23 protein-coding genes are annotated in these 22,494 nt (G+C 70.5%); 10 read left to right on the forward strand and 13 right to left on the reverse strand.

What is annotated here, in order from left to right:
- The first annotated feature begins 143 nt into the window (after window positions 1–143).
- Window positions 144–893 carry an alpha/beta fold hydrolase gene (locus ABFX54_RS17560; RefSeq protein ID WP_346106026.1) on the forward strand — a complete coding sequence of 250 codons (750 nt, stop codon included), beginning with the start codon at window positions 144–146 and terminating at the stop codon, window positions 891–893.
- 108 nt (window positions 894–1,001) lie between these two features.
- Here ABFX54_RS17560 and ABFX54_RS17565 read toward each other — a convergent pair whose 3' ends face one another.
- The 3 genes from ABFX54_RS17565 to mce form a co-directional block, all read right to left on the reverse strand.
- Window positions 1,002–2,183 carry an AI-2E family transporter gene (locus ABFX54_RS17565; RefSeq protein ID WP_346106028.1) on the reverse strand — a complete coding sequence of 394 codons (1,182 nt, stop codon included), beginning with the start codon at window positions 2,181–2,183 and terminating at the stop codon, window positions 1,002–1,004.
- A 144-nt stretch (window positions 2,184–2,327) separates the two neighbouring features.
- Window positions 2,328–3,629, reverse strand: a complete 1,302-nt coding sequence (locus ABFX54_RS17570; protein ID WP_346106029.1) for a DivIVA domain-containing protein — start codon at window positions 3,627–3,629, stop codon at window positions 2,328–2,330.
- A gap of 204 nt (window positions 3,630–3,833) precedes the next feature.
- A complete protein-coding gene (gene mce, locus ABFX54_RS17575; protein WP_346106031.1) occupies window positions 3,834–4,256 on the reverse strand; it encodes a methylmalonyl-CoA epimerase in 423 nt (140 codons plus the stop codon).
- An 85-nt stretch (window positions 4,257–4,341) separates the two neighbouring features.
- Here mce and ABFX54_RS17580 point away from each other — a divergent pair, with 85 nt between their 5' ends.
- Entirely contained in the window at window positions 4,342–5,529 is a 1,188-nt protein-coding gene (locus tag ABFX54_RS17580) for an acetyl-CoA C-acetyltransferase (RefSeq protein ID WP_346106033.1), read from the forward strand.
- Between the two features lie 45 nt (window positions 5,530–5,574).
- Here ABFX54_RS17580 and ABFX54_RS17585 read toward each other — a convergent pair whose 3' ends face one another.
- The 4 genes from ABFX54_RS17585 to ABFX54_RS17600 all read right to left on the reverse strand — a co-directional run bounded on the left by ABFX54_RS17585 (window position 5,575) and on the right by ABFX54_RS17600 (window position 9,011).
- Window positions 5,575–5,991, reverse strand: a complete 417-nt coding sequence (locus ABFX54_RS17585; RefSeq protein ID WP_346106035.1) for a hypothetical protein — start codon at window positions 5,989–5,991, stop codon at window positions 5,575–5,577.
- Between the two features lie 257 nt (window positions 5,992–6,248).
- Complete coding sequence (locus tag ABFX54_RS17590) at window positions 6,249–6,401, reverse strand: hypothetical protein (RefSeq protein ID WP_346106036.1); 153 nt, start codon at window positions 6,399–6,401, stop codon at window positions 6,249–6,251.
- A 149-nt stretch (window positions 6,402–6,550) separates the two neighbouring features.
- Window positions 6,551–7,222, reverse strand: coding sequence for a DUF4230 domain-containing protein (locus ABFX54_RS17595; protein ID WP_346106038.1), 672 nt, complete (start codon window positions 7,220–7,222; stop codon window positions 6,551–6,553).
- Between the two features lie 61 nt (window positions 7,223–7,283).
- Complete coding sequence (locus ABFX54_RS17600) at window positions 7,284–9,011, reverse strand: hypothetical protein (RefSeq protein WP_346106040.1); 1,728 nt, start codon at window positions 9,009–9,011, stop codon at window positions 7,284–7,286.
- Window positions 9,012–9,242: 231 nt separating this feature from the next.
- Between ABFX54_RS17600 and ABFX54_RS17605 the strand changes: the two genes are divergently transcribed.
- From ABFX54_RS17605 to ABFX54_RS17620, 4 genes are read left to right on the forward strand one after another with little or no spacing between them, the layout of a single operon-like run.
- Entirely contained in the window at window positions 9,243–9,794 is a 552-nt protein-coding gene (locus ABFX54_RS17605) for a MarR family winged helix-turn-helix transcriptional regulator (protein ID WP_346106042.1), read from the forward strand.
- Window positions 9,778–10,716 (forward strand): tetratricopeptide repeat protein, encoded by a 939-nt coding sequence (locus tag ABFX54_RS17610; protein ID WP_346106044.1) that lies wholly within the window; start codon window positions 9,778–9,780, stop codon window positions 10,714–10,716. Before ABFX54_RS17605 ends, ABFX54_RS17610 begins: the two co-directional genes overlap by 17 nt.
- Window positions 10,717–10,725: 9 nt before the next feature.
- Complete coding sequence (locus ABFX54_RS17615) at window positions 10,726–11,355, forward strand: cytidylate kinase-like family protein (RefSeq protein ID WP_346106046.1); 630 nt, start codon at window positions 10,726–10,728, stop codon at window positions 11,353–11,355.
- 56 nt (window positions 11,356–11,411) lie between these two features.
- Complete coding sequence (locus tag ABFX54_RS17620; RefSeq protein WP_346106048.1) at window positions 11,412–12,821, forward strand: NAD-dependent malic enzyme; 1,410 nt, start codon at window positions 11,412–11,414, stop codon at window positions 12,819–12,821.
- A 248-nt stretch (window positions 12,822–13,069) separates the two neighbouring features.
- On the opposite strand, the gene ABFX54_RS17625 is transcribed toward ABFX54_RS17620, so the two are convergent.
- From ABFX54_RS17625 to ABFX54_RS17640, 4 genes are all read right to left on the reverse strand, one after another.
- Window positions 13,070–13,567 carry a hypothetical protein gene (locus tag ABFX54_RS17625; protein WP_346106050.1) on the reverse strand — a complete coding sequence of 166 codons (498 nt, stop codon included), beginning with the start codon at window positions 13,565–13,567 and terminating at the stop codon, window positions 13,070–13,072.
- 20 nt (window positions 13,568–13,587) lie between these two features.
- On the reverse strand, window positions 13,588–15,138 hold the full coding sequence (locus ABFX54_RS17630; RefSeq protein ID WP_346106052.1) for a glycerol-3-phosphate dehydrogenase/oxidase: 1,551 nt from the start codon (window positions 15,136–15,138) through the stop codon (window positions 13,588–13,590).
- 10 nt (window positions 15,139–15,148) lie between these two features.
- Window positions 15,149–16,621: a glycerol kinase GlpK gene (glpK, locus tag ABFX54_RS17635; protein WP_346106054.1), complete on the reverse strand. Its 1,473-nt coding sequence runs from the start codon at window positions 16,619–16,621 to the stop codon at window positions 15,149–15,151.
- A 74-nt stretch (window positions 16,622–16,695) separates the two neighbouring features.
- The gene (locus ABFX54_RS17640; RefSeq protein ID WP_346106056.1) at window positions 16,696–17,445 is read right to left on the reverse strand and encodes an IclR family transcriptional regulator; all 750 of its coding nucleotides are present in this window, start codon (window positions 17,443–17,445) and stop codon (window positions 16,696–16,698) included.
- Between the two features lie 241 nt (window positions 17,446–17,686).
- Here ABFX54_RS17640 and ABFX54_RS17645 point away from each other — a divergent pair, with 241 nt between their 5' ends.
- Complete coding sequence (locus tag ABFX54_RS17645; protein ID WP_346106058.1) at window positions 17,687–18,298, forward strand: TetR/AcrR family transcriptional regulator; 612 nt, start codon at window positions 17,687–17,689, stop codon at window positions 18,296–18,298.
- A gap of 115 nt (window positions 18,299–18,413) precedes the next feature.
- Here the strand turns inward: ABFX54_RS17645 and ABFX54_RS17650 are convergent, their stop codons facing one another.
- Window positions 18,414–18,926 (reverse strand): hypothetical protein, encoded by a 513-nt coding sequence (locus ABFX54_RS17650; protein ID WP_346106060.1) that lies wholly within the window; start codon window positions 18,924–18,926, stop codon window positions 18,414–18,416.
- A gap of 112 nt (window positions 18,927–19,038) precedes the next feature.
- Here ABFX54_RS17650 and ABFX54_RS17655 point away from each other — a divergent pair, with 112 nt between their 5' ends.
- Complete coding sequence (locus ABFX54_RS17655; protein ID WP_346106062.1) at window positions 19,039–19,617, forward strand: YqgE/AlgH family protein; 579 nt, start codon at window positions 19,039–19,041, stop codon at window positions 19,615–19,617.
- 65 nt (window positions 19,618–19,682) lie between these two features.
- Here the strand turns inward: ABFX54_RS17655 and ABFX54_RS17660 are convergent, their stop codons facing one another.
- Complete coding sequence (locus ABFX54_RS17660) at window positions 19,683–20,297, reverse strand: TetR/AcrR family transcriptional regulator (RefSeq protein WP_346106064.1); 615 nt, start codon at window positions 20,295–20,297, stop codon at window positions 19,683–19,685.
- A gap of 154 nt (window positions 20,298–20,451) precedes the next feature.
- On the opposite strand from ABFX54_RS17660, the gene ABFX54_RS17665 reads away from it, so the two are divergent.
- Both ABFX54_RS17665 and ABFX54_RS17670 read left to right on the forward strand, forming a co-directional pair.
- On the forward strand, window positions 20,452–22,050 hold the full coding sequence (locus ABFX54_RS17665; protein WP_346106066.1) for an MFS transporter: 1,599 nt from the start codon (window positions 20,452–20,454) through the stop codon (window positions 22,048–22,050).
- A 106-nt stretch (window positions 22,051–22,156) separates the two neighbouring features.
- Complete coding sequence (locus tag ABFX54_RS17670) at window positions 22,157–22,417, forward strand: DUF3039 domain-containing protein (RefSeq protein ID WP_148435018.1); 261 nt, start codon at window positions 22,157–22,159, stop codon at window positions 22,415–22,417.
- Window positions 22,418–22,494 lie beyond the last annotated feature (77 nt).

A 22,494-nucleotide genomic window follows, 5' to 3' on the forward strand; every position in this document is an offset into this window, starting at 1 on the left:
GCTGCGGGGACGGATCGTCGGAGAAGCGGTCAGGACTGTCAGGGGATATCGGCATACGTCATTGAGTGATTGTTCCCGTGAACCGCGTTACCGTGTGGTCCGTGCAGCTCTACACGAGATCTGCCGGGACCGGGCTCCCGGTTGTGCTGCTTCACGCGTTCCCGCTGTCGTCGGCCATGTGGCTGGCCCAGCGGGAAGGGCTGGCCAGGGTCTGCCGGGTCATCACTCCTGACCTGCGCGGCTTCGGCGGGTCGCGGCTGGGCGACGATGATCCGTCGATCGACCTGATGGCCGACGACGTCTCCAGGCTGCTCGACGAGGAGGGCATCGACAGGGCGGTGGTCGGCGGGCTGTCGATGGGCGGCTACGTGACCATGGCCTTCTGCCGCCGGCACCCCGACCGGGTGCTCGGCGTGATCCTGGCCGACACCAAGGCCACCCCCGACCCGCCCGCGGCCAGGGACAACAGGGAACGCATCGCGCGGGCCGTGCTGTCGGACGGCAGCGACGTGCTGGTCAGCGAGGTGCTCCCGGCGCTCATCGGCCAGACCACCAAGGAGCGGCGGGCCATGGTGTTCGGCCGGGTCAAGGGGCTCGTGCAGTCGGCCCCGCCGGGCGCGGTGGCTTGGGCGCAACGGGCCATGGCCGCGCGTCCCGACTCGTTCGAGACGCTGAGCGCGCTCAAGGTCCCGCTGCTGATCATCGTGGGGGAGGAGGACGAGCTCTCGCCGCCCGCCGACGCCGACGCCATGGTCCGGGCCGTGCCCGAGGGCAAGCTGGAGATCATCCCCAAGGCCGGCCACCTCAGCGCGGTCGAGCAGCCGGAGGCGTTCAACGCGGCGGTGACCGAGTTCCTGCGCACGGAACTGGGCGCCACCGGTCCCGGACACTGAGCACGGGGCCCTGCGGGCGGGGCCGCGGACGTCGAGCGAGGGTCGGACGTCGATGGCGGGGGCCGGACGGCCGGGTGTCGCGGGCGGGGGTCGGGGCGGGGAGCAGCCTCAGGCGTGGTCCTGGCGTGGCAGCACGATCTCGCGGATGATCAGCGAGATCGCCGCCGCCACCGGGATGGCCAGCAGGGCGCCCACGATGCCGAGCAGCGCGCCGCCGAACAGCGCGGCGATCACGGTCACCGCCGGAGTCACGTCCACCGAGCGCTTCATCACCCGGGGATAGATGAAGTAGTTCTCGATCTGCTGGTAGATCACGAAGAAGATCGCGCACGCGATCCCGGCGGGCAACGACTCCAGCAGCGCCACGCCGGTCACGAGCACGGCGCCGATCGTGGCGCCCACCAGCGGGATGAGGTCAGTCAGGGCGACGACGAGGGCCAGCGCGAGCGCGTACTGGACGTCGGCGATCGACAGGAAGATCCAGGTCAGCACGCCCGCGATGACGGAGATCAGCACGTTGCCCGCCACGTAGCCGCCGATGCCGCCGAGGATCTCCTCGCTGATCGCCCGCGTGCGCGGCCGGCGCGAGGCCGGGACCAGCTTGAGCAGGTAGTCCTTGATCGTGTGCAGCGAGCCGAGGAAGTACAGCATCAGCACCAGCAGCGTCACCGTGGTGAACACGCCGTTGAGCACCACCAGGCCCGCGCCCATGATGCCGGTCGCCAGTGACGGCCCGAGCGTGCTCGTCACGAACGTGCGCAACTGCGGCAGGATCTGGTAGTCGGCGTCGAGCTGGCGCAGCGTCGGATGGTTGCTCAGCTCGGTGATGTAGCCGGGCACCGCGTTGACGAACTCCGTGAGCTGCTTGCTCACCGGCGGCACGATGGCCAGCCCGAACAGCACGAACGCGACGATGACCCCGGCGAACACGATCGTGATCGCGGCCCTCCTGGTCACGCCCCTGCGCTGCAGGGACTCGACGGCCGGGTTGAGCCCGACGGCCAGGAACATCGCCACCACGACCAGCACGATCGTGCTCAGCGACGCGACCACCATCTGCGCGATGGCGATGGCGGTCAGCACCCCCAGTCCGCCGACCAGGCCGAACAGGAACGGGCCGCGGGCGAACGGCTTGCCGGGCAGTCCGTACGGCTGCACGCCCTCCTCGCCCTTGACCGCCGCCCTCGGCGCCTGTTCCTGGGGCTCCGGCTCCGGCGGCGCCTGTTCCTCCGGCGGCTGGGGGCTCTCGGCCTTTTCCTGCTCGGCCGTGAACTCGACGTCTGCGGACAAGGGGACTCCAAGGGGGGATCGACGACTGAGGATGACGGACCGGTGTCGGTTCGTACATGCCCGGCGGCAAAGAGAGAGCCTAGCGACCATTCGATCGCCAGGCTCTCCCAGCCGTCATTCAGCCCCCGTGCGTGTCCGTCGGCGTTACTCCTGCCACCACTCCGAGTCGTCCTCGGACTTGGCGGCCGTCACCTTGGGCGCCGGGGTGGCCGGCGCGGCCGCCGGGGCCGGAGCGGGAGGCTCGGGCGCGGCGAGTGCGGCCTTCGGCGCGGCAGCGGCGACCGCGGGCTCCGGCTCCATGCCCGGCAGGGCGGCGCCGCCGAGGAGCTGGCGGAGCTGAGCCAGGTGGCTGGTGATGCTGTCGCGCTGGCGGGTGAGCTCGTCGACCTGGCGCTGCATCGCCGTGCGGGTGCGCTCGGCTTCGTTCTTCGCCTCGGTGACGATGGTCTCCGCGCTCGACTTGGCCTCGGCCACTATCGTCTCGGAGCTCTTGCGGGCGTTGGCGACGAGCTGCTTGGCGTGCAGGTCGGCCTCGCGGCGGGTCTGCTCGGCCTGCTGCGTGGCCTTCGTGGCCCGCGACTCGGCCGTGGCGGCGCGCTGCTCGGCCTCGGCGACCAGCTTCTGTGTGGCGGCCTGCGCGGTGGCGTGGCGCTCGGCCTCCTGACGCTCGGCCTCCTCGCGGCGGGCGGCGAGCTGGATCTCGAACTCCGCCTCGTCCTGCGCCCGCTTGGCCTCCGACTCCTCCAGCACCCGCTGAGCCTGCGCGCGCATCTCGTCGGCCTGACGCTTGGCCGTCGTCAGCACCTCGTCGCGCTCGCGCTTGGTCGAGGCGCGCAGCTGCGCGACCTCGCGCTCGGTGGTGGTGCGGAGCTTGGCGATCTCGCGCTCGGCGTCGGCGCGCTTCTCGGCCACCTCGTGATCGGCCGTGGCGCGCAGCTTGGCGGCCTCGCGCTCGGTCGTGTTGGTGAGCTCGTCGGCCTCGCGGCGGGCGGTCGAGCGGATGTCCTCGGCGTCCCGCTCGGCGCTCGTGCGCATCTCGTCGCTCTCGCGGGTGGCCTGGGCGCGCTTCTCGGCGGCCTCGGCCTCGGCGGCGGCCCTCAGGTCGGCGGCCTCGACCTTGGCCGCGGCCTTGATCTCGTTGGCCTCGGACCTGGCGGCCTGGACGAGCTCGGTCGCCTGTTCCTCGGCCAGCCGGAGCAACTGCTCGATCCGGGCGCCGAGACCGGAGTAGGTGGGGCGCTCCTGCTCCTGCAACTGGCGCTGGGAGTCGGACAGATCGCGCTGGAGGCCGACGACCTGCTCGCGCGCCTGCCGCAGCTCCCCGTCGAGCTGCTTGAGATGATCATGGACCTGGTGCCGGTCGTAACCACGGAGCACCACGTCGAACTCGCGGGCTGGGGCGTCCTCGAAGAAGTTGTTGAGCTGGGCGTCGATGTCGGACTGCATGGAGGCTCGATCCTGGGTTGTCGAGACGGCTACACGGGCCGGACGGGGGGTTCGGGGCATCCGTACCAGGAGCCTGTGCCTCTCGGCAGGCCCCATGTCCGGTGGAAGGTCAAGCGTACTCCGCTGGTGCCGCGTGCGAAGCCCCGTCCAACTTTCTGCGTGACTAGTTACATATGAACGTTTTTTGCGTTTTGTGGTGATTTGTCAGGGTTTGGGGGCTTGGACTAGCTCGGTCAGCATTCCGCCTACATCCTTGGGGTGCAGAAACGCGATCTGCGAGCCCATCGACCCGTGCCGGGGGCGCTCGTCCAGCAGCCTCACACCTTTCTCGCCGATCGTCGTCATGGCCTCCGCGATATCGGGCACCCCGAACGCCACATGATGGACGCCCTCGCCCCGCTTAGCGAGGAATTTTCCCACAGGCGAGTCGCCGGAGAGAGGCTCAAGGAGCTGAATGTAGGAGCCCCCACCTTCGCCGTCGGCGATGTGCAGCATGGCCTCCTTGACGCCCTGCTCCTCGTTCACCTCCCGCGCCACGACCGTCAGCTCGAACGTCCTCGAGAAGAGCTCGATCTTCTCTTCAAGATCGCGGCAGGCGATCCCGATGTGGTCGATCCGCATGAACATGTGTGGCCTACCTCCATGGCGAGCGACGGCGTACTCGTGGGTATGGTGTCAAAGACCGGACGCGCGAGCACAGGAGGCCGTTGTCATGTCCAGTTCCGTCATTGTCGCCGGAGCTCGCACCCCCATCGGCAAACTGCTCGGCTCCCTGTCCGGACTGTCGGCCGTCGAGCTCGGCGGCGTCGCCGTCAAGGCCGCCCTGGAACGTGCCGGGGTCGCTCCCGAATCCGTCGAGTACGTCATCATGGGCCAGGTCCTCCAGGCCGGAGCCGGGCAGATCCCCTCCCGCCAGGCCGCCGTCAACGCCGGCATCCCCATGACCGTCCCGTCCGTCACCATCAACAAGGTGTGCCTGTCGGGCCTCGACGCCATCGCCCTGGCCGACCAGCTCATCAGGGCGGGCGAGTTCGACATCGTGGTGGCCGGCGGCATGGAGTCCATGACCAACGCCCCCCACCTGCTGCCAGGGCTGCGCAAGGGCGTGAAGTACGGCGGCTCCGAGGTCGTCGACTCGATGGCCCACGACGGCCTGTTCTGCGCGTTCGACCAGTGCGCGATGGGCGAGTCCACCGAGCGGCACAACACCCGGCTCGGCATCGGCCGCGAGGAGCAGGACTCCCTGTCGGCCCGCTCCCACCAGCTCGCCGCCGCGGCCGTCAAGAACGGCGTCTTCGAAGAGGAGATCGTCCCGGTGGAGATCCCGCAGCGGCGCGGCGAGCCGGTGATCGTCAAGGAGGACGAGGGCGTACGCGGCGACACGACCGTGCAGACCCTCGCCAAGCTGCGTCCCGCCTTCGCCGCCGACGGCACCATCACGGCCGGGTCGGCCTCCCAGATCTCCGACGGCGCCTGCGCCGTGGTCGTCATGTCCAAGGCCAAGGCCGAGGAGCTGGGCCTGCCCTGGCTGGCCGAGATCGGCCGCCACGGCAACGTGGCCGGGCCCGACGCCTCCCTGCAGTCCCAGCCGGCCAACGCCATCAAGCAGGCCATGGCCAAGCAGGGCGTCACGGCCGGCGACCTCGACCTGGTGGAGATCAACGAAGCCTTCGCCAGCGTGGTCGTCCAGTCGGCCAAGGAGCTCGGCGTCCCGCTCGACATCGTCAACGTCAACGGTGGCGGCATCGCCCTGGGGCACCCCATCGGGGCGTCGGGGGCGCGGATCGTGCTGACGCTGGCGTACGAGCTCAAGCGCCGGGGCGGCGGCCTGGGCGCGGCGGGGCTGTGCGGAGGCGGCGGCCAGGGCGACGCCCTGCTCATCACCGTTCCCAAGTCCTGACGGCGCGCTGCCCGCCGGCGTCCCCGTGGACCGACGGGGGCGGCGCTACTTCTCGTTGATCGTCTGGTCGCCGCCGGCCTGGTAGACGCGGCCCTGCCCGGACGCCTCCGCGCGCATTCGCATGTTGGTCGTCCCGTCGCCCGTGCTGATGATCCCCGAGTTGTCGCCGCCGATGGCGACCGACCTCGGCCCCGACGCCGAGACGCCGGGCGCGGATACGTCCTGCCCCGGTGCAGCGCCGTCCGACACGGGGGGTGGCGGGGAGGTCGGGTCGTCGCCCGGTCGTCCGCCGGTCAGCCCGCGGATCGAGATGCCCAGCCCTGCCAGCGCCACGAAGAGCCCGATCACGCTGGCCAGCTTGTCGGCCTCGTCCAGCCCCACCCGGGCGAGATATACGGCCAGAGCCGCGACGGCGGACACCGCGACCACGGCCCCGCCCCAGACGAGCACCCGTTTGCGCATAGGGGCATCATCATCCCTGCGACCAGGCCCCACAAGCGAAATCGAGCGGAGCCCCGCGACCGGACGAGGGGAGAGCCGCATGACGTTCATCTTCCCTGGAGACAGCACGATGCCCCGGCCCAACCAGGAATGGACCGGGGCTTCGTGCATGTGGCACCGCGACCTGACCAGGAATTCGGGTCACGAGCGCCGACGCCCCTAAGGGGGCGCCTCAGCCCGGCCGCGAGGGAGGTTGCGGCCGGGCTGCTTGTGGGCGGTCATGAGGCGAAGAGCCGGGCGATGACCGAGCGGTGACGGCGCTCGGCCGGGTTGCCCGTGCGCGCCTGGCGGGCGCGGCGGTGCTCCGCTGCCGCCTGCCGCAGCTCGGAGGCGTGGTGCTGCATGATGCTGTATTCGAGTTCGGCGTTCACGAGTTTCTCCTTGTTCGTTTTCCCGCACTCTCAAGACTCGGCCTAAGGCCCCTAGGGACACATCGGGCGTATGCCTTATCTCTCGGTACGGGCACGCTGAAGAGATACCTAGGACGGCTCACCGCGTCCCTAAGGCGGGGGTGAGGCGGCTAAGCCTCGTCGGTGAACTTGACCGTGACCTTCGAGAACCCGAGCGACTTGAGCATGCCCGTCAGCATCGCCTTGGTGTTGGCGTCCGCCCTGGCCCGCAGGTCGCTGGACACCGCCGCCTCGGTGATCTTCTTCTCGGCCAGCAGATAGAGCTCCCGCTGGTCGCCGGGCGAGCCCGACAGGAAGTCCTGGACCCGGTCGAGCAGGCCGCGCTGCTGCGCGAACACGTAGGAGCGGCTGTTGTCGAGGTTGGGCTTCTCCAGCTGCGCGCGCGGAAGGCGGATGGTGGCCTCGGTGCGGTCCTGCGACACCGTCACCCCGTCGGCCGCGACGGCGGAGAAGTCGACGTAGGCGTCGACCCCGCCCGCGCCGACGAACAGCGTGCGCGTGCCCTTGACCGCGTCGGGCAGGAAGTTGGCGTCCTTCTCCAGGTCCACGACCACCTGGAAGGTGCCGGTCGCGGCCTGGAACCTGCTCATGTCCTTGATGGACTGCAGCAGCACCGGCTGGCTGCGGTCGATGCTCCGCTCACCGAGCGGGTTGAGCCAGGACCAGGCCAGCCGGCCGCCGACCACCAATAACACGGCGAGAACCAGCAGGCCCGCCACATATCGCCACCGGCGACGCCGACCGGGGCTCGCCTCGGGCGGCGTCGTACGCGAAGTCGTCATGCGAGCATGACTACCCGTTCGGCGATCATCAGTGCCAGCTCTTCGGTGACATCTTCGATCCTCAGCCGGCCTGCTCCGCGGACGGCCCCTCCTCGGGGACCCGAGCCGGCGCCGCGGCGGGCCCCTCCACCGGCGCCGACACAGGCTCCGCGACCGGCGCCGACCCCGCAGCCGAAGCCGGGCCTGAAATCGGCGCGGAGACCGGGCTCGCAGCCGGGCCCGAAACCGACGCCGTCTGGGGAGACGTCTCCGACACCGGCGACGCCTGACGGTAGGCGCCCGACCCGGGCGCGACGCCCGCGGTCGCCTCGGAGGCGTGCACCGGCCAGCCCTCCCCGGACGTGTCGGGCGTCCAGCCCCCCGCCGGCTCCGACGAGGCCCAGCCGGCTGCCGGAGCCTCCGGGGTCCAGCCGGTCTGAGGCGCCTCCTGCGTGGCCCCGCCCCCGGGCGCGCTCGACGCCGAGCCGGTCGTCGCGGTGCCGCCGGGCCCCGGATAGACGGGGTAGGCGTGGCTCGACCCGGGGGTGGGCCGCGCGGACGGCGCGACCTGCGCGTGCCCAGGGCCGCCGCCGAAGTGCGTGCTCGACAGGCGGCAGCCCTGGAAGTCGCTGTAGAACATGCGCAGCCACTCTCTGCGCTGGGGCTCGCTCAGGGAGGAGAACCACGACGTCGCGTACTGGTGCTCGGCCAGCGGCGTGCCGGGCAGCGGCTCGCCGCGCAGCCAGGCCACCACGATCTGCCGGTATCCCTCAGCGACCGTGCTCTGGCACCTGGGGGACAGGGCCTCGATGTACTCGTACGCGGCCTCCTCGGCGAACCCCGCCGACAGGTCGGGCACGTGCACGGGCGCCAGCCCGTTCGCCGGCTTCAGCGCGTCGTCCAGCGGACGCTGCTCCACCCGTGTGAAGGCGGCGGGCGTCCCGGCCAGGCGGGAGGCGATCTGCGTGAACGCCGCCCCCAGCTCGGTCAGCCCCGCCCGCATCCCCGGATGCACGCACACCGTGATCGGCCACTCCTGGCAGCTGTAGGCGATGTCCACGGCCGCGGCCGGCTTCGGCTGCGCCAGCACCCGCGACACGCCCATGGCCGCGGCCAGCACCGACAGCAGCGCGCACGCCAGCACCAGGGCCTGCCTGGTCACCAGCGCCGCCCAGCCGAGCAGCAGCGCCGCCGTGATGCCGAGCAGCCAGATCGTCTGGTCGAAGAACGGCGCGCCGTTCCAGCCCTGGAACAGGTCGTACGGCTCCCCGGTCCCCGGCGCCAGCCGGTCGGCCCAGCCCCGGTCGTCGGCCAGCCAGGTGAACAGCCCGTAGCAGGCCAGGCCCGCGACCGGCGGCGTGTACGGCCGCGGCAGCACCCACCCGGCCACCCACCCGATCACCGAGTACAGGGCCAGCCCCGCCATGCCCATCCCCAGCCCCGACAGGCTCAGCCGGCCGGCCTGGTCGGTGAGCACCGTCTTGACCGCCAGCACCAGCACGGTGGCCGCGAACGACCCCAGCACCACCATCACGATCGCCAGCGGCGCCTTGAGCGCCCGCCAGGTCGTGAGCGAACGGCCGCGCAGCGCGCGCCGTTTGCGCAGCGCCACCCAGGCGGCGAAGGCCGCCGCCACCGGCCCGGTCAGCCGGAGCGAGCCGATGACCGCGGCCACGATGTTCTCCCACGCGTCTACCCCGGGTATCAGGACGTTCCACGCGGCGATCAGGCCGACAGCCAGCAGCACGGCAACCGTGACGGCCGCGCTCTGCTTCAGCTCCTCTCGTGAAACGCCCGCGTGCTCACGCACCCGTTTCCCCGTTGACGTTCATCAAGCGCACCCCCCGTGCCCCTCGGTGAGGCGGAGGCGCTCGGTCCCGGCCGGTCCCCACAGGCCCATGGACTTGGCTTCCGCGTCACCATACGTAGGAGAACCATAACTGAGCGTGATGATTGATGTCCGGATTCTTGGTCAAGCGAAGGATCCTGTCGCGGAGGGTGACCCGACGAACCGGGACGAGGGGCGCGCTACCGTAGCGCTGTGTCGCAGCAGAAGCCGCTCAACCTGTCGTTCGACCCCATCGACCGCGCCGCCGAGAGCTGGCGCGCCCACTTCGGGCCGTCGGCCGCCATGGCCGCCGTGACCTCGGTCATGAGAGCGCACCAGATCCTGCTGTCGCAACTTGACTCGCTCCTGAAGCCCTACGACTTGACCTTCGCCAGATACGAGGCGTTGGTTCTGTTGACCTTCAGCAAGACGGGCGCGCTGCCGCTGTCCAAGATCGGGGAGCGACTGATGGTTCATCCCACGAGCGTCACGAACACGGTGGACAGGCTGGAGAAGTCAGGGTTCGTCCGCAGGCTGCCCAACCCCCGCGACGGACGGGGCGTGCTCGCCGAGATCACCAGCGCGGGTGAGGACGTCGTGCGCCGTGCCACCGCCGATCTCATGGCCGCCGAGTTCGGCCTCACGATGTACGCCGAGGACGAACTCCAGCAGATGTTCGACCAGCTGCGCACGCTACGGGTGGCGGCTGGTGACTTCCCAGCCTCGGTCATGCGGCAAGATGAAGGGCATGGCGGACTTCTCTAGGCCCGGGTCACTCTACGGAGCTGTGGACCTGGGCGCGCGCAAGCAGGCACTGGAGGCGCAGACCCGGCGGGAGGCGGCAGGTCCCCAGGCGGCCTCGTCGGCTTCTGTCGTCGACGTGACCGAGGAGACGTTCACGACGGACGTGATCGACCGGTCGATGACCGTGCCGGTCGTCCTCGACCTCTGGTCGCCCCGGGCGCCGGGCAGCGCCCAGCTCAGCCCGGTGCTGGAGAAGGTCGTCGGCGACCTGGGCGGCAAGGCGATCCTGGCCAAGGTCAACGTCGACGCCAGCCCGCAGATCGCCCAGGCGCTGCGGGTGCAGGCCGTGCCGACGGTGCTGGCGATCTTCCAGGGCCAGGCGGTCACCGGTTTCCAGCAGGTGCTGCCCGAGCAGGAGGTGCGGCGCTGGCTCGATGAGCTGATGGGCGCCGTCGAGCAGTTCTACCAGGCCAACCCCGGCGCCCGGCCGCCGGCCGAGCCCGGCGCTCCCGAGGAGCCCGCGGGGCCGCCCGCCGACCCCGACCTCGTCGCGGCCGAGCAGGCCATCGAGAACGGCGACTTCGACGCGGCGATCGAGGCCTACCAGCGGCTGCTGGCCCGCGCGCCCGGCAACGAGGACGCCAAGATGGGCCTGGCCGGCGTCAATTTGATCAAGCGCACGTCCGACGTCGACCCCGCCGAGGTGCAGCGCAGGCTGGAAGACCCGGCCGACATCGACGCCCAGCTGCTCGCGGCCGACCTGGAGATGTTGTCCGGTTCGGTGGACGAGGCGTTCAACCGGGTCATCGCCGTGGTCAAGCGCACCTCGGGTGACGAGCGTGACCGGGTCAGGCGGCATCTGCTCGGACTTTTCGACGCGTTGCCGGCAGAAGACCCATCTTTGGCGAAAGCCCGTAGAGCTTTGGCGAGCGCCCTGTTCTAACCTGGGGATATGCGGGTCGTCACCATATCCGCCACTTACGGCACGGCCGGGAGCCAGATCGGCCCGGCCGTGGCCGAGCGGCTCGGCGTGCCCTTCGTCGACCGAGCCATCCCCAGCGCCGTGGCAGAAGAGCTGGGCTGCACCCTCGAAGAGGCCCTGGCCCACGACGACCGGGCCGAGCACGGCCTGAGCCGGCTGTTCTCCGGGGCGATGCGGCTGCCGACCGTCACGTTCGGCGGCGTCGACATGTACGTCCCCGGCGCGATGCCGCTCGCCCCCGAGGAGTTCGTCCGCCGTACCGAGCGGATGCTCAAAGACATGGCCCGCGACCAGGGCGGCGTCTTCCTGGGCCGGGGCGGGGCGATGGTCCTGGCCGGCCACCCCGGCGCGCTGCACGTCCGGCTCGACGCCCCGGCCAAGCGCAGGATCCGGCAGGTGGCCGCGCTGAGCGGGATCGGCGAGCGCGAGGCCCGCCGCGTCGTCGAGGACAACGACCGGGCCAGGACCGCCTACGTACGCCACTTCTACCGGGCCGATCCCGGCGATCCCTGCCATTACCACCTGGTGCTCGACAGCACCACGATTCCGGCCGAGACCTGCGCCGAGCTGATCGTCCTGGCCGCCGAGGCGCTCGATTGACCCAACTCCCCCTAACATAGGAGGGATTCTTGGTCAGTCCCGAAGGAGCGATTGACGTGGCGACCGTCCCGAGTGTGTCGTACTCCATCACCGTGCGTCTCGAGGTGCCGGCCGGCGGCAAGGCCGTCAGCCAGCTCACCCACGCCGTAGAGTCGGCCGGGGGTGTGGTGACCGCCCTCGACGTCACCAATGCCGGGCATGAGAAGCTCCGCATCGACGTGACGTGCGCCGCGAGGGACACCGACCACGCGCAGGCCATCGTCGACCAGCTTGAGGCGGTCGAGGGCGTCGTCATCCACAAGGTGTCCGACCGCACCTTCCTCATGCACCTCGGCGGCAAGATCGAGATGGTCTCCAAGGTGCCGCTGCGCAACCGCGACGAGCTGTCCATGGCCTACACGCCGGGCGTGGCGCGCGTGTCGATGGCGATCGCGCGCAACAAGGAGGACGCGCGGCGGCTGACCATCAAGCGCAACACCGTGGCGGTCGTCACCGACGGCTCCGCCGTGCTGGGGCTGGGCAACATCGGGCCCGAGGCGGCGCTGCCCGTCATGGAGGGCAAGGCGGCGCTGTTCAAGCGGTTCGCGGGCATCGACGCCTGGCCCATCTGCCTCGACACCCAGGACGTCGACGAGATCGTGCGCACCGTGCAGGTGATCGCGCCCGGCTTCGGCGGCATCAACCTGGAGGACATCGGCGCGCCGCGCTGCTTCGAGGTCGAGCGGCGGCTGCGTGAGCTGCTCGACATCCCGGTCTTCCACGACGACCAGCACGGCACCGCGATCTGCGTGCTGGCCGCGCTCACCAACGCGCTGCGGGTCGTCGACAAGAACATCGAGCACGTCAAGATCACCATGGCGGGCGCGGGCGCGGCGGGCAACGCGGTGCTGCGCCTGCTGCTGGCCGCCGGGGCGCGCAACGTCATCGTCTGCGACTACCTCGGGGCCGTGCACAAGGGCCGTGACGACCTCGACGAGTCGCTGCAGTGGATCGCCGACCACACCAACGCCGAGGGCTACTCCGGCGACCTGCGCGGAGCCGTCAAGGATGCCGACGTCTTCGTCGGCGTGTCCGCGCCCGGCATCCTGACCGGCGACGACATCGCGTCGATGGCCACGGACGCGGTGGTGTTCGCGCTGGCCAACCCGGAGCCTGAGGTGTCGCCCGACGACGCCCGCGAGCACGCCGCGGTGGTGGCCACGGGCCGCTCCGACTACCCCAACCAGATCAACAACGTGCTGGCCTTCCCCGGGGTGTTCAGGGGGCTGCTGGACGCGCAGGCGGGCGGGGTGACGCAGGAGATGCTGCTGGCCGCCGCCGGCGCGCTGGCGGCCGTGGTGACGCCGGAGGAGCTGGGCCCCAACTACATCATCCCCAGCGTCTTCCACCCCGATGTGGCTACTGCGGTCGCCGCGGCGGTGCGAGAGTCTGCTGGTGGCCGTGCGCGAGGCTTCACCGAAGCATAAGGTCTCTTATCTTTTACGGCGGTGCCGGCGGCACTCCAACCGTCGTGCGGGGCTGGGGGCCTCCAGGGGGACGCTTCTAGACCCGCACATGGCGGGCCGCCGTGACGGCGCATCGTGGGCCGGTTGCCGGGGTTCAAACCCACGGCACCGGCTATGGCAGTGTTCGCGGCACTGGTTATGGGTAGCGGACGGCACTGGCTAGGGAGCGTGGTCTCGGCGCTGGTTTCCGTGGGTCCACGGCGCCCCGGCTACGGTGTCGCGGGTGACGCGGTGATTGCCGGGATCACCCGGTAGCTCTCCTGGAAGACCAGGTTGTGGGCGTCGGCTGCGGCTATCACGCGCATCGTGTTGAGCTGGCCGATCGCGTCCTGCTCCGTGAAGACGTTCAGGGGCCAGTCGCCCACCGTGTTGCCGCGCAGGTGCGGGTGGTGGAAGTCGCAGCCGTAGTGGGCGACCACCGCGATCGGCTGTGCGCCGCAGGCGCGCTGCTCCTGCCACGTCAGCGACCACATGGCGTTCAGCCCGCCCTCGTGCGACCTGGTGAGCCCGCTCGCCACCACCTCCCCGGTGCCGAGCAGCAGGTCGGCGTTGGTCTCGTCGAGCGCCTGGCGGGCCACCGGATCCAGTAGCTCGACGGTCCTGGCGAACACGCGCTCCTTGTCCTCCCGCGTGACGGCGCCGCCGTGGTCGCCGTCGCGCAGGTCGGTGAAGTGGCGGAGGAGAGCCTGGTTGATCGGAGTAGCCATGCCCTCCCCCTTCCCAGGGCTCAGGCGAGCAGGCCGGCGATCCTGGTCCGGATTTCGGGGGTGTCGAGGCCGCGTACGGTGAGGGTCGTACGGCGGCGTACGACGTCGTCCACCGTGGCCGCCCACTCGTGGTCGCGGGCGTAGACCACCTGCGCCCAGATGTCGGGCCCGTCCGGATGGATGCGCTCGCCGAGCGCGGGGTCCTCGCGGATGAGCCGGGCCAGGTCGAACGCGATCGAGCCGTAGTGCGAGGCCAGGTGCCTGGCCACCAGCGGATCCATGCGCGCGCTCGGGTCGCGGTCGGTCCACAGCCGCATGGCCACCGCGTCGGGGCTGGCCAGGCCGGGCAGCGGCACGGCGGGCAGGATGTCGGCCAGGTCGTCGCCCAGGGGACGTCCGGGCAGGTGAGCGAGGGTGTCGAAGACGTGCCTGCCGATGTGGCGGTAGGTCGTCCACTTGCCGCCGGCCACCGACAACATGCCGCCCGCGCCCCTGGTCAGCACCGTCTCCCGCTTGGCCGCCGTGACCTCCCCAGGGCCGCCGGGAAGGACCCGCAGGCCGGCGAAGGCGTAGGTGATGTCCTCGCGGCGAAGCTGGGAGTCGCGTACGGAATGTCCCGCCTCGTCGAGGATCTGGGTGATGTCGGCCTCGGTGGCTCCGACCAGCCCAGGATCGCCCTCGTACGCCTCGTCCGTGGTCCCGAGCAGCAGGTGGTCCTCCCACGGGATCGCGAACGACACCCGGTACTTGTCGATCGGTGTGGTCAGCGCGGCCTTCCACGGCTCGTGCCGGCGCATGACCAGGTGGGCGCCCTTGGACAGCCGGATGCTGGGGGCCGCGTCCGGATCCTCCATGCGACGCAGGTGGTCGACCCAGGGGCCGGTGGCGTTCAGCACGAGGCGGGCGGAGACGCCGAACTCGGCGCCGCCGAGCCGGTCGCGCAGGTCGGCGCCGGTGACGCTGCCGCCGGTCGTGCGCAGCCCGACGACCTCGGCGTGGTTGAGCACGGTGGCGCCCGCGTCCACGGCGGCGCGCACGGTCATGACGGCGACGCGGCTGTCGTTCATCTGGTGGTCGCCGTAGACGGCGGCGGCGCGCAGCCCCTCGGTACGCAGCGCGGGCACCTTGGCCAGCGCCTGGTGCGGCGTGATCACCTTGCCCATGCCGTCGCCGAACACGGACAGGGCCGAGTACAGGAACACGCCGGCGCCCAGCTTGGCCGCCCCGTGCGGTCCGCCCTTGTAGATCGGGACCAGGAACGTCAGCGGCTTGACCAGGTGGGGCGCGATGTCGCCGGCCAGGGCGCGGCGTTCGCGGTGGTTCTCGGCCACCAGCTTGACGTTGCCGGTCTGCAGGTAGCGCAGGCCGCCGTGGACGAGCTTGGAGGAGGCGCTGGAGGTGGCGCCGGCGAAGTCACCCGCGTCGACCATCGCCACCCGCAGCCCCGCCTGGGCGGCCATCCACGTGACCGACGTGCCGAGGATGCCACCGCCGATGACGAGCAGGTCGTAGCCGGTGGTGGACAGCTCGTGGCGGATCTCGGCCCGGTCGGTGCCGATCGCGGTCGTCATTGCCATACTCCTATTGCTCGACCCAGTCGAGGGTCCTGGCCACGGCCTTCTTCCAGTTGCGGTATTCGCGCTCGCGGGCCGCCTCGTCGATCGCGGGGCGCCACTCGGCCGCCTTGTGCCAGTTGGCGCGCAGGCTGTCGAGGTCGGGCCAGTAGCCGGTGGCCAGTCCCGCGGCGTAGGCGGCGCCGAGCGCGGTGGTCTCGGCCACCATCGGCCGGATCACCGGCACGGCCAGGACGTCGGCCAGCGTCTGCATGAGCAGGTTGTCGGCGGTCATGCCGCCGTCGGCGCGCAGCGTGGTCAGGTCGAGCCCGGAGTCGGCGTTCATCGCGTCGACGACCTCGCGGGTCTGCCACGCGGTGGCCTCCAGCACGGCGCGCGCGATGTGCCCCTTGTTCACGAACCCCGTCAGCCCGGCGATCACTCCGCGCGCGTCCGAGCGCCAGTGCGGCGCGAACAACCCCGAGAACGCCGGGACGAAGTAGCAGCCGCCGTTGTCGTCGACCGTCTTGGCCAGGGTCTCGATCTCGGCCGCGCTGGAGATCAGGCCGAGGTTGTCGCGCAGCCACTGCACGAGGGAGCCGGTGACCGCGATGGCCCCCTCCAGCGCGTACGTGGCCGGGCCGTCGCCGATCCGGTAGCCGACCGTGGTCAGCAGGCCGTGCTTGGACACGACCGGCTCCTGACCGGTGTTCATCAGCAGGAAGCTGCCCGAGCCGTAGGTGCTCTTGACCTCGCCTGGCGCGAAGCAGGTCTGCCCGAACAGCGCCGCCTGCTGGTCACCGAGCGCGGAGGCCACGGGGACGCCGGCCGAAGTGTGGCCGTAGACCTCGGCGGAGGGGCGGATCTCGGGCAGCATGGCGCGCGGCACGCCCATCGCGGCCAGGAGGTCGTCGTCCCAGGCGAGCGTGTGGATGTTCATGAGCATCGTGCGGCTGGCGTTGGTCACGTCGGTCAGGTGACGCCCGGTGAGGTTCCACAGCAGCCAGCTGTCCATCGTGCCGAACAGCACCTCGCCGCGCTCGGCCCGCTCGCGCAGGCCGTACGCGTCGAGCAGCCAGCGGATCTTGGGGCCGGAGAAGTAGGTGGCCAGCGGCAGCCCGGCCTTCTCCCTGAACAGGCTCGCGTGCTCGGCCAGCGCGTGTGTGAGCGCGTCGGTGCGGGTGTCCTGCCAGACCACGGCCGGGCAGACCGGGCGGCCGGTGGCGCGGTCCCACAGCACGGTGGTCTCGCGCTGGTTGGTGATGCCCAGCGCGGCGATCTGGCCGTCCCCCAGGCCGGCGCCGCTCACCGCCTCGGCCAGCACGGCCTCGACGTTCCGCCAGATCTCGTCGGCGTCGTGCTCGACCCAGCCCGGCTTGGGGAAGATCTGGCGGTGCTCGCGCTGGGCGACGCTGATGATGTTGCCGGCCTGGTCGAAGACGATGCACCGGCTGGACGTGGTGCCCTGGTCGATGGCTGCGACGTAGTGCGGTCGAGGCACTGGGTTCCTCGCTAGTGCTCGTAGTTCGACAATGCCGAACGAATCGTATGTGGAAGAAGGTAGGTGTTCAAGTGTCATCGGGCGAGGTCACGGGTGATGGCGCGGGCGGCGTCGCGTACGTAGGAGACGAAGTCCATGTGCAGGTCACCGCCGGGGGCGAGCCGCTCGACGGCGCCGCGGATGCCGATGGCGCCCACCGCCAGGCCGCGCGCGTCCCTGATCGGGGCGGCGATGGCCACCTCGCCCTCCGTCAGCTCCTCCATCTCGGCCGCCCAGCCGCGCGCTCTGACCTGGGCGAGCTCCGCCTCCAGCCGCGCGGGGTCGGTGAGCGTGCGCTTGGTGTGGGGCTGCAGCGGCGGGGCGATCGACTCGCCGTACGGGTCGTAGGCGAGCAGCACCTTGCCCAGCGCGCTGGCGTGGATCGGCAGGTAGGTGCCCACCTGCAGCGTCTGCATGCTGTCGTCGGGGCGGAACACGTGGTGGATCACCAGGACGTGGCCCTCGTGCAGGGTGCCGATCCAGGCGCTCTCCCTGCTGCGCCCGGCCAGCGCGTCGGCCCAGTTGATGGAGCGGGTGCGCAGCTCGTTGACGTCGAGGTAGCTGCTGCCGAGGTGGAGCAGCGTGGCGCCGAGCCGGTACTTGCCGGTGGCGTCGTCCTGCTCGACGAAGCCGACGTGGACCAGCGTGCGCAGGATGCCGTGCAGCGTCCCCTTCGGCAGGCCCAGCGCCCTGGCCAGCTCGGCGACGCCGAGCTGCCGGGGACCGGAGGCGAGCAGCCGCAGGATGGCGGCGGCCCGCTCCACCGATTGAATCGTGTCTCCCACGCCGACGACACTAGCGCGAATCGTTCGGGATCGCCGAACACTTTCTGAACGCTGCTGCTTGATTCCGTACGCCGGCCCGGGGGCCGCCAGGCGCGCGCTGTGGAAGGCCGTGCCGCGCGGGAACCGCACCGGCACCGGGTGCGTCTTTTGATCGAGGACTTCCCGCTTAAGGCACCTGTTTCCCATGGATTGTCGGCAAAGAGGGGACTAAATGGAACAACCTTCCCGTATTGCGGGAACCGTGCGGCCTGGAGGCCGCACCGCGAGAGTACGCGCGGCCGTCCTGGAGGCCACCCAGGACGAGCTGGTCGAGCACGGGTTCCATGGGCTGACCATGGACCAGGTGGCGGCCAGGGCCGGCGTCGGCAAGACGACGGTCTACCGGCGCTGGGGGAGCACCCCCGGCCTGGTGGCCGATCTCATGACCGAGCTGGCCAACCAGTCCTCGCCCCACGCCGACACGGGCGGCATCGAAAGCGACTTACGGGTCAACGCGCTCGCCGTGGTCGAGGCGCTCAACGACGGGCGCCTCGGGGCCACGTTCCAGGCGGTCATCGCCGCCGCCACCTGTGACGAGCAGGCCTCCCTCGCGCTGCGCGCGTTCTACCTGCGCCGCATCGAGGAGTGGACCAGCGTCGTGGACCTGGCCGTGGCCCGGGGGGAGCTGCCGGTGGGCACCGACGGGGGCGAGGTGATCCGGGCGATCGCGGCCCCGCTCTACTACCGGCTGATGATCACCAGGGAGCCGGTGACGGCCGAGGCCGCCGAATGGTCGGTGGCGCGCACGCTGGCCGCCGCCAGGGCGGGCACCTTCGTGACGGGCGCCCTGGTGACGGGCGGCGCGCCGGGATGAGCGCGTACCGGGGCTCGCGTGGACGCGGGTGGCCACCGCTCGCGCGAGTGAACGCGGCCGGAGCTCGACGGCAGGGCGCGGGTGGCTGAACGCGGCCCGGGCTCGACGGCAGGGCTCACATGGATGAACGCGGCCAGATCGAGCCGTACCACCACAGAATCCCGCCCATGACCACGAGCCCGCCCGCCGTGGCGAGTTTGCCCATGAGGTCGGCCGGCGGTCCTGTGTAGGGCAGCCGGCCTCCGTGCCGATGGTGACCCCAGGGGCAGTCGTTCTCGACGTGGCTGGAGTCGATCAGCGTGTCCGGGTGGCCCTCGCTGACCGAGTAGGCCTCGATCTCGGATCTGCTGCCCTTGTCCACCGGGACCTGCCTGACGATGGTCTTCCTGGCCGGGATGGAGCCGGTGGCCATGCTGACGCCGTCGGCCTTGAGGTCGAAGCGTACGAGCTGGCGGGTCTGGTTGTGCAGCCTGACGGACGCCCGGCCCGAGCGGCAGCCCACGTCGTCGACCGTCATCGTGAACGGGTCGCCGGCGTCCGGCAGCGGCCACGCCTCGGCCGCGGCCGGGAGCAGCAGGACGGCGCCCACCGGCAGGGCGGCCAGGACGAGACGGAAACCGATGCGCATGGTGCTTCCCCCGGACATGATCTTCGCTACATAAAGTTCCCAAGTGGGCACGAAAAGTAACATCCGCCACCGGGGGGAGCGCGCACCCCCGCAGGTACCTCATGATGGAGGTATGGCGGAAGCGATCTACGTCGGCGGGTTGCTGGTGGCGACGCCACTCCTCGACGACCCCAACTTCCGGCGTAGCGTCGTGCTGATTCTCGAACACGACCACGACGGCGGCACCCTCGGTGTCGTCCTCAACAGGCCGAGCGACATATCGGTGACGCAGGTGCTGCCCGTATGGGACCCGCTGATCACCGGGCCGCCGGTGTTGTTCGAGGGCGGTCCCGTGCAGACCGACAGCGCGCTCGCGCTGGCCGCCGTCCCGAGCGGCGAGGAGCCGCTCGGCTGGCGCCGGCTGCACGCGGGCACCGACGCGGTGGCCCGCCTGGGGACGGTCGACCTGGACGCGCCGCCGGAGATCCTGCAAGGGGAGATCGCGCAGATGCGCATCTTCGCGGGGTACGCGGGATGGACGTCGGGGCAGCTGGAGAGCGAGATAGCCGAGGGTGCCTGGTATGTCGTCGACTCCGAGGTCGGCGACACCTTCCACGCCGACCCGGCCTCACTGTGGCGCCACGTGCTGCGGCGTCAGCGCGGCGAGCTGGCCTTCGTGGCGACCTGCCCGGACGACCCGACACTCAACTGAGACGACAGGCTCTCGGGTGGGACGACAGACTCTCGACCGGGACGGCCGCCGGCCCCGGGGGTGGTTCAGCGCTGCAGGTCCCAGCCGGGCCGCAGGCAGCGCTCGGCCAGCTCGATGCTCCCGGCCATCCGCCGCTGGATCTCCTCGATCGTGCAGTCGCGCCGCGGGCACTCGAAGCCGACGCGCATGGTGGACATGGCGAACGCGACGATCAGGTGCGTGAGCTGGTCATCGTCGGGATCCACGCCCCGGCGGGCGGCGATCACCTCGGCCAGGCGCCGCTCGGTCTGCGCGCCCCTGGCCACCGACTTGCCGACCAGGTGCGGATTGCCGTCCAGCAACCTGCGCAACTTCAGGAACCTGAGCGCGTCGTCCGGCGTTGAACCCTCGACGTCGGCCAGGACCGCGCGCAGCGCGTGCATCAGGGCCGTGAACGGCGGCTCGTCCGCCGGGCGCTCCGCGAGCGTCTCCAGCATGATCTCCTCGCCGTGGTCGTGGAACCACATCGCCAGGTGATCCTTGTTGGTGAAGTAGCGGAAGAACGTGCGAGGGGAGATCTCGACCGCCCCCGCGATCTGCTCCACGGTGGTCGACTCGTATCCTTGTTCGAGGAAGAGATCGAGCGCCGCGTCCAGGATGGCCAGGCGCGTCTTCTCCTTCTTGCGTTCCCGTAGACCCACCGTCACTCCCTCGAAACGATCCTGTCACAGTGTGCCATAAGTCATAGGGCGACTGTTGAAAGTCGTTTGTCATGTGTCATGCTCTGCCATAGATTACCGGAGGCTTACGAGACTTATGCCCCGGTGCGGGGCGGCATGTTTTTGAGGGGGACTCATGGCTCAAGCGAAGGCGGTCGACGCGCCGTCATCGCCCGGCCCGGCGAAGACGGGGACCGGCGGCAACCCGTGGCTGGTGCTGCTGGCGGTCAGCCTGGGCGTCATCATGGTGATGCTCGACGGGACCGTGGTGGGCATCGCCAACCCGGTCATTCAGGTGGACCTGAAGGCCACGCTCTCCGATCTGCAGTGGGTGACCAGCGGTTACCTGTTGGCGCTGGCGGTCTTCCTGATCACCGCGGGCAAGCTCGGCGACCTGTTCGGGCACAAGCGCGTGTTTCTCATCGGTGTGGGCGGCTTCGCCCTCTCCTCGGTGGGCATCGGGCTCAGCGCCGAACTGGCCGACATCATTCCCGGCGCGACGCCGGCCGGCGCCCTGATCGGCCTGCGCGTGCTGCAGGGATTGTTCGGTGCCCTGCTGCAGCCGGCCGCCCTGGCGCTGCTGCGTGGAGCGTTCCCGGGCGAGAAGCTGAACCAGGCGATGGGGGCCTGGGGCGCGATCATCGGCCTGTCCAGCGCCGCCGGCCCGATCGTGGGCGGGCTGCTGGTCGAGAGCAGGGGCTGGGAGTCGGTCTTCTTCATCAACGCGCCCGTAGGCGTGGTCGCGCTGGTCCTCGGCATCTTCCTGATCAAGGAGAACCGCTCGCAGACGCTGGCGCGCATCGATTGGCTCGGCGTGCTCCTGCTGTCCGGCGCGATGTTCTCGCTGGTCTGGACGATCATCAAGGCTCCCGAGTGGGGCTGGGGCGACAGCACGACCCTGACCTTCATCGGCGCCTTCGTGGTTCTCATGGCCGGGTTCATCCTCTGGCAGAGCCGGGCCAGGCAGCCGCTGGTGCCGCTGTCGCTGTTCGCCAACCCGTCCATCTCCATCGGCACGTTCCTGATGATGATGGTGGCGTTCGCCATGTTCGGCGCGATGTTCTTCCTGGGCTTCTTCTTCCAGGGGGTCCACGGGCTCAGCCCGCTGGACGCCGGCCTGCGCATGCTGCCGATGAGCGCGGGCATGATCGTCGCCTCGCCGCTGGCGGGCATGCTGCTCGGCAAGCTCGGGCCGAAGATCACGATGGCCGCCGGTCTGCTGATCACCGCGTTCTCGATGTTCCTGATGTCGCAGCTCGGCATCGACGCCTCGTTCATGGCCAGCGCCATCCCGTTCGTGCTGCTCGCCTTCGGCCTGTCGCCGGTCTTCGTGGGCGCCACGGAGATCATCGTGGGCAACGCGCCGGTGGAGCTGAGCGGGGTCGCGGGTGGTGTGCAGCAGTCGGCCATGCAGGTCGGCGGCGCGCTCGGCACCGCGATCCTGGGCGCCGTGATGGCCGGCGAGATCTCCCGCACCCTGCCCGGCTACCTCGGCCCGGCGGCGCAGGCGATCCCGGCCGAGCAGATGACGGCGCTGGAGAAGATCGCCGCGTTCGGCCAGGCGCCTCCCGGGGTGCCGCAGCAGGTCGCCGACGCGTTGCACAACTCGTTCATGGACGGCATGCACCTCGCCTTCCTGGTGAGCACCGGCATCGCGGTGCTGACGGCGCTGCTGACGCTCTTCGTCAAGGCCGGCAGGAAGAGCGCCGAGGGCGCCCCGGTGCACGTGGGCTGACCAGCGTACGGAACCGTGCCCGGCCTGGGCTCGTCGTCGCGGCCCCCGCCCCTGTGGCGGGGGCCGTTCCGTGTTCCGGGGTCGCGGGCGGGCATAAACTCGTGGGGTGAGCACGAAGATCCTCCCAGAGCAGGAGACCACTCCGCGGACGTCGCACGGCGACGGCGATCACGAGCGGTTCGCCCACTACGCGGACAGGAACAAGATCACCGAAAGCATGGTGACCGGCACGCCGATCCGCGCCCTGTGCGGCAAGGTCTGGGTGCCCAGCCGCGATCCCAAGAAATATCCGGTCTGTCCGGAATGCAAGGAGATCTACGAGGGCCTGCCGCCGGGTGGCGGCGAGGGCGGCGACGACAAGCAGTGAGTGTTGCTGAGCGGTAAATCCCTTACGGAGAGTTACGGTCTGTAGCCAGACCGGCTCAAATCGTAGGGGGTTCGCAT

Source organism: Nonomuraea maheshkhaliensis, assembly GCF_039529435.1.
GTDB classification, from domain to species: domain Bacteria; phylum Actinomycetota; class Actinomycetes; order Streptosporangiales; family Streptosporangiaceae; genus Nonomuraea; species Nonomuraea maheshkhaliensis.

Coding starts and splice junctions, on each gene's coding strand:
- ABFX54_RS17655 (WP_346106062.1), top strand. CDS start 19,039: ATGGCGGAAGCGATCTACGTCGGCGGGTTGCTGGTGGCGACGCCACTC.
- ABFX54_RS17665 (WP_346106066.1), top strand. CDS start 20,452: ATGGCTCAAGCGAAGGCGGTCGACGCGCCGTCATCGCCCGGCCCGGCG.
- ABFX54_RS17595 (WP_346106038.1), bottom strand. CDS start 7,222: ATGACGACTTCGCGTACGACGCCGCCCGAGGCGAGCCCCGGTCGGCGT.
- ABFX54_RS17580 (WP_346106033.1), top strand. CDS start 4,342: ATGTCCAGTTCCGTCATTGTCGCCGGAGCTCGCACCCCCATCGGCAAA.
- ABFX54_RS17630 (WP_346106052.1), bottom strand. CDS start 15,138: ATGACGACCGCGATCGGCACCGACCGGGCCGAGATCCGCCACGAGCTG.
- ABFX54_RS17615 (WP_346106046.1), top strand. CDS start 10,726: ATGCGGGTCGTCACCATATCCGCCACTTACGGCACGGCCGGGAGCCAG.
- ABFX54_RS17650 (WP_346106060.1), bottom strand. CDS start 18,926: ATGCGCATCGGTTTCCGTCTCGTCCTGGCCGCCCTGCCGGTGGGCGCC.
- mce (WP_346106031.1), bottom strand. CDS start 4,256: ATGTTCATGCGGATCGACCACATCGGGATCGCCTGCCGCGATCTTGAA.
- ABFX54_RS17585 (WP_346106035.1), bottom strand. CDS start 5,991: ATGCGCAAACGGGTGCTCGTCTGGGGCGGGGCCGTGGTCGCGGTGTCC.
- ABFX54_RS17570 (WP_346106029.1), bottom strand. CDS start 3,629: ATGCAGTCCGACATCGACGCCCAGCTCAACAACTTCTTCGAGGACGCC.
- ABFX54_RS17610 (WP_346106044.1), top strand. CDS start 9,778: ATGGCGGACTTCTCTAGGCCCGGGTCACTCTACGGAGCTGTGGACCTG.
- ABFX54_RS17625 (WP_346106050.1), bottom strand. CDS start 13,567: ATGGCTACTCCGATCAACCAGGCTCTCCTCCGCCACTTCACCGACCTG.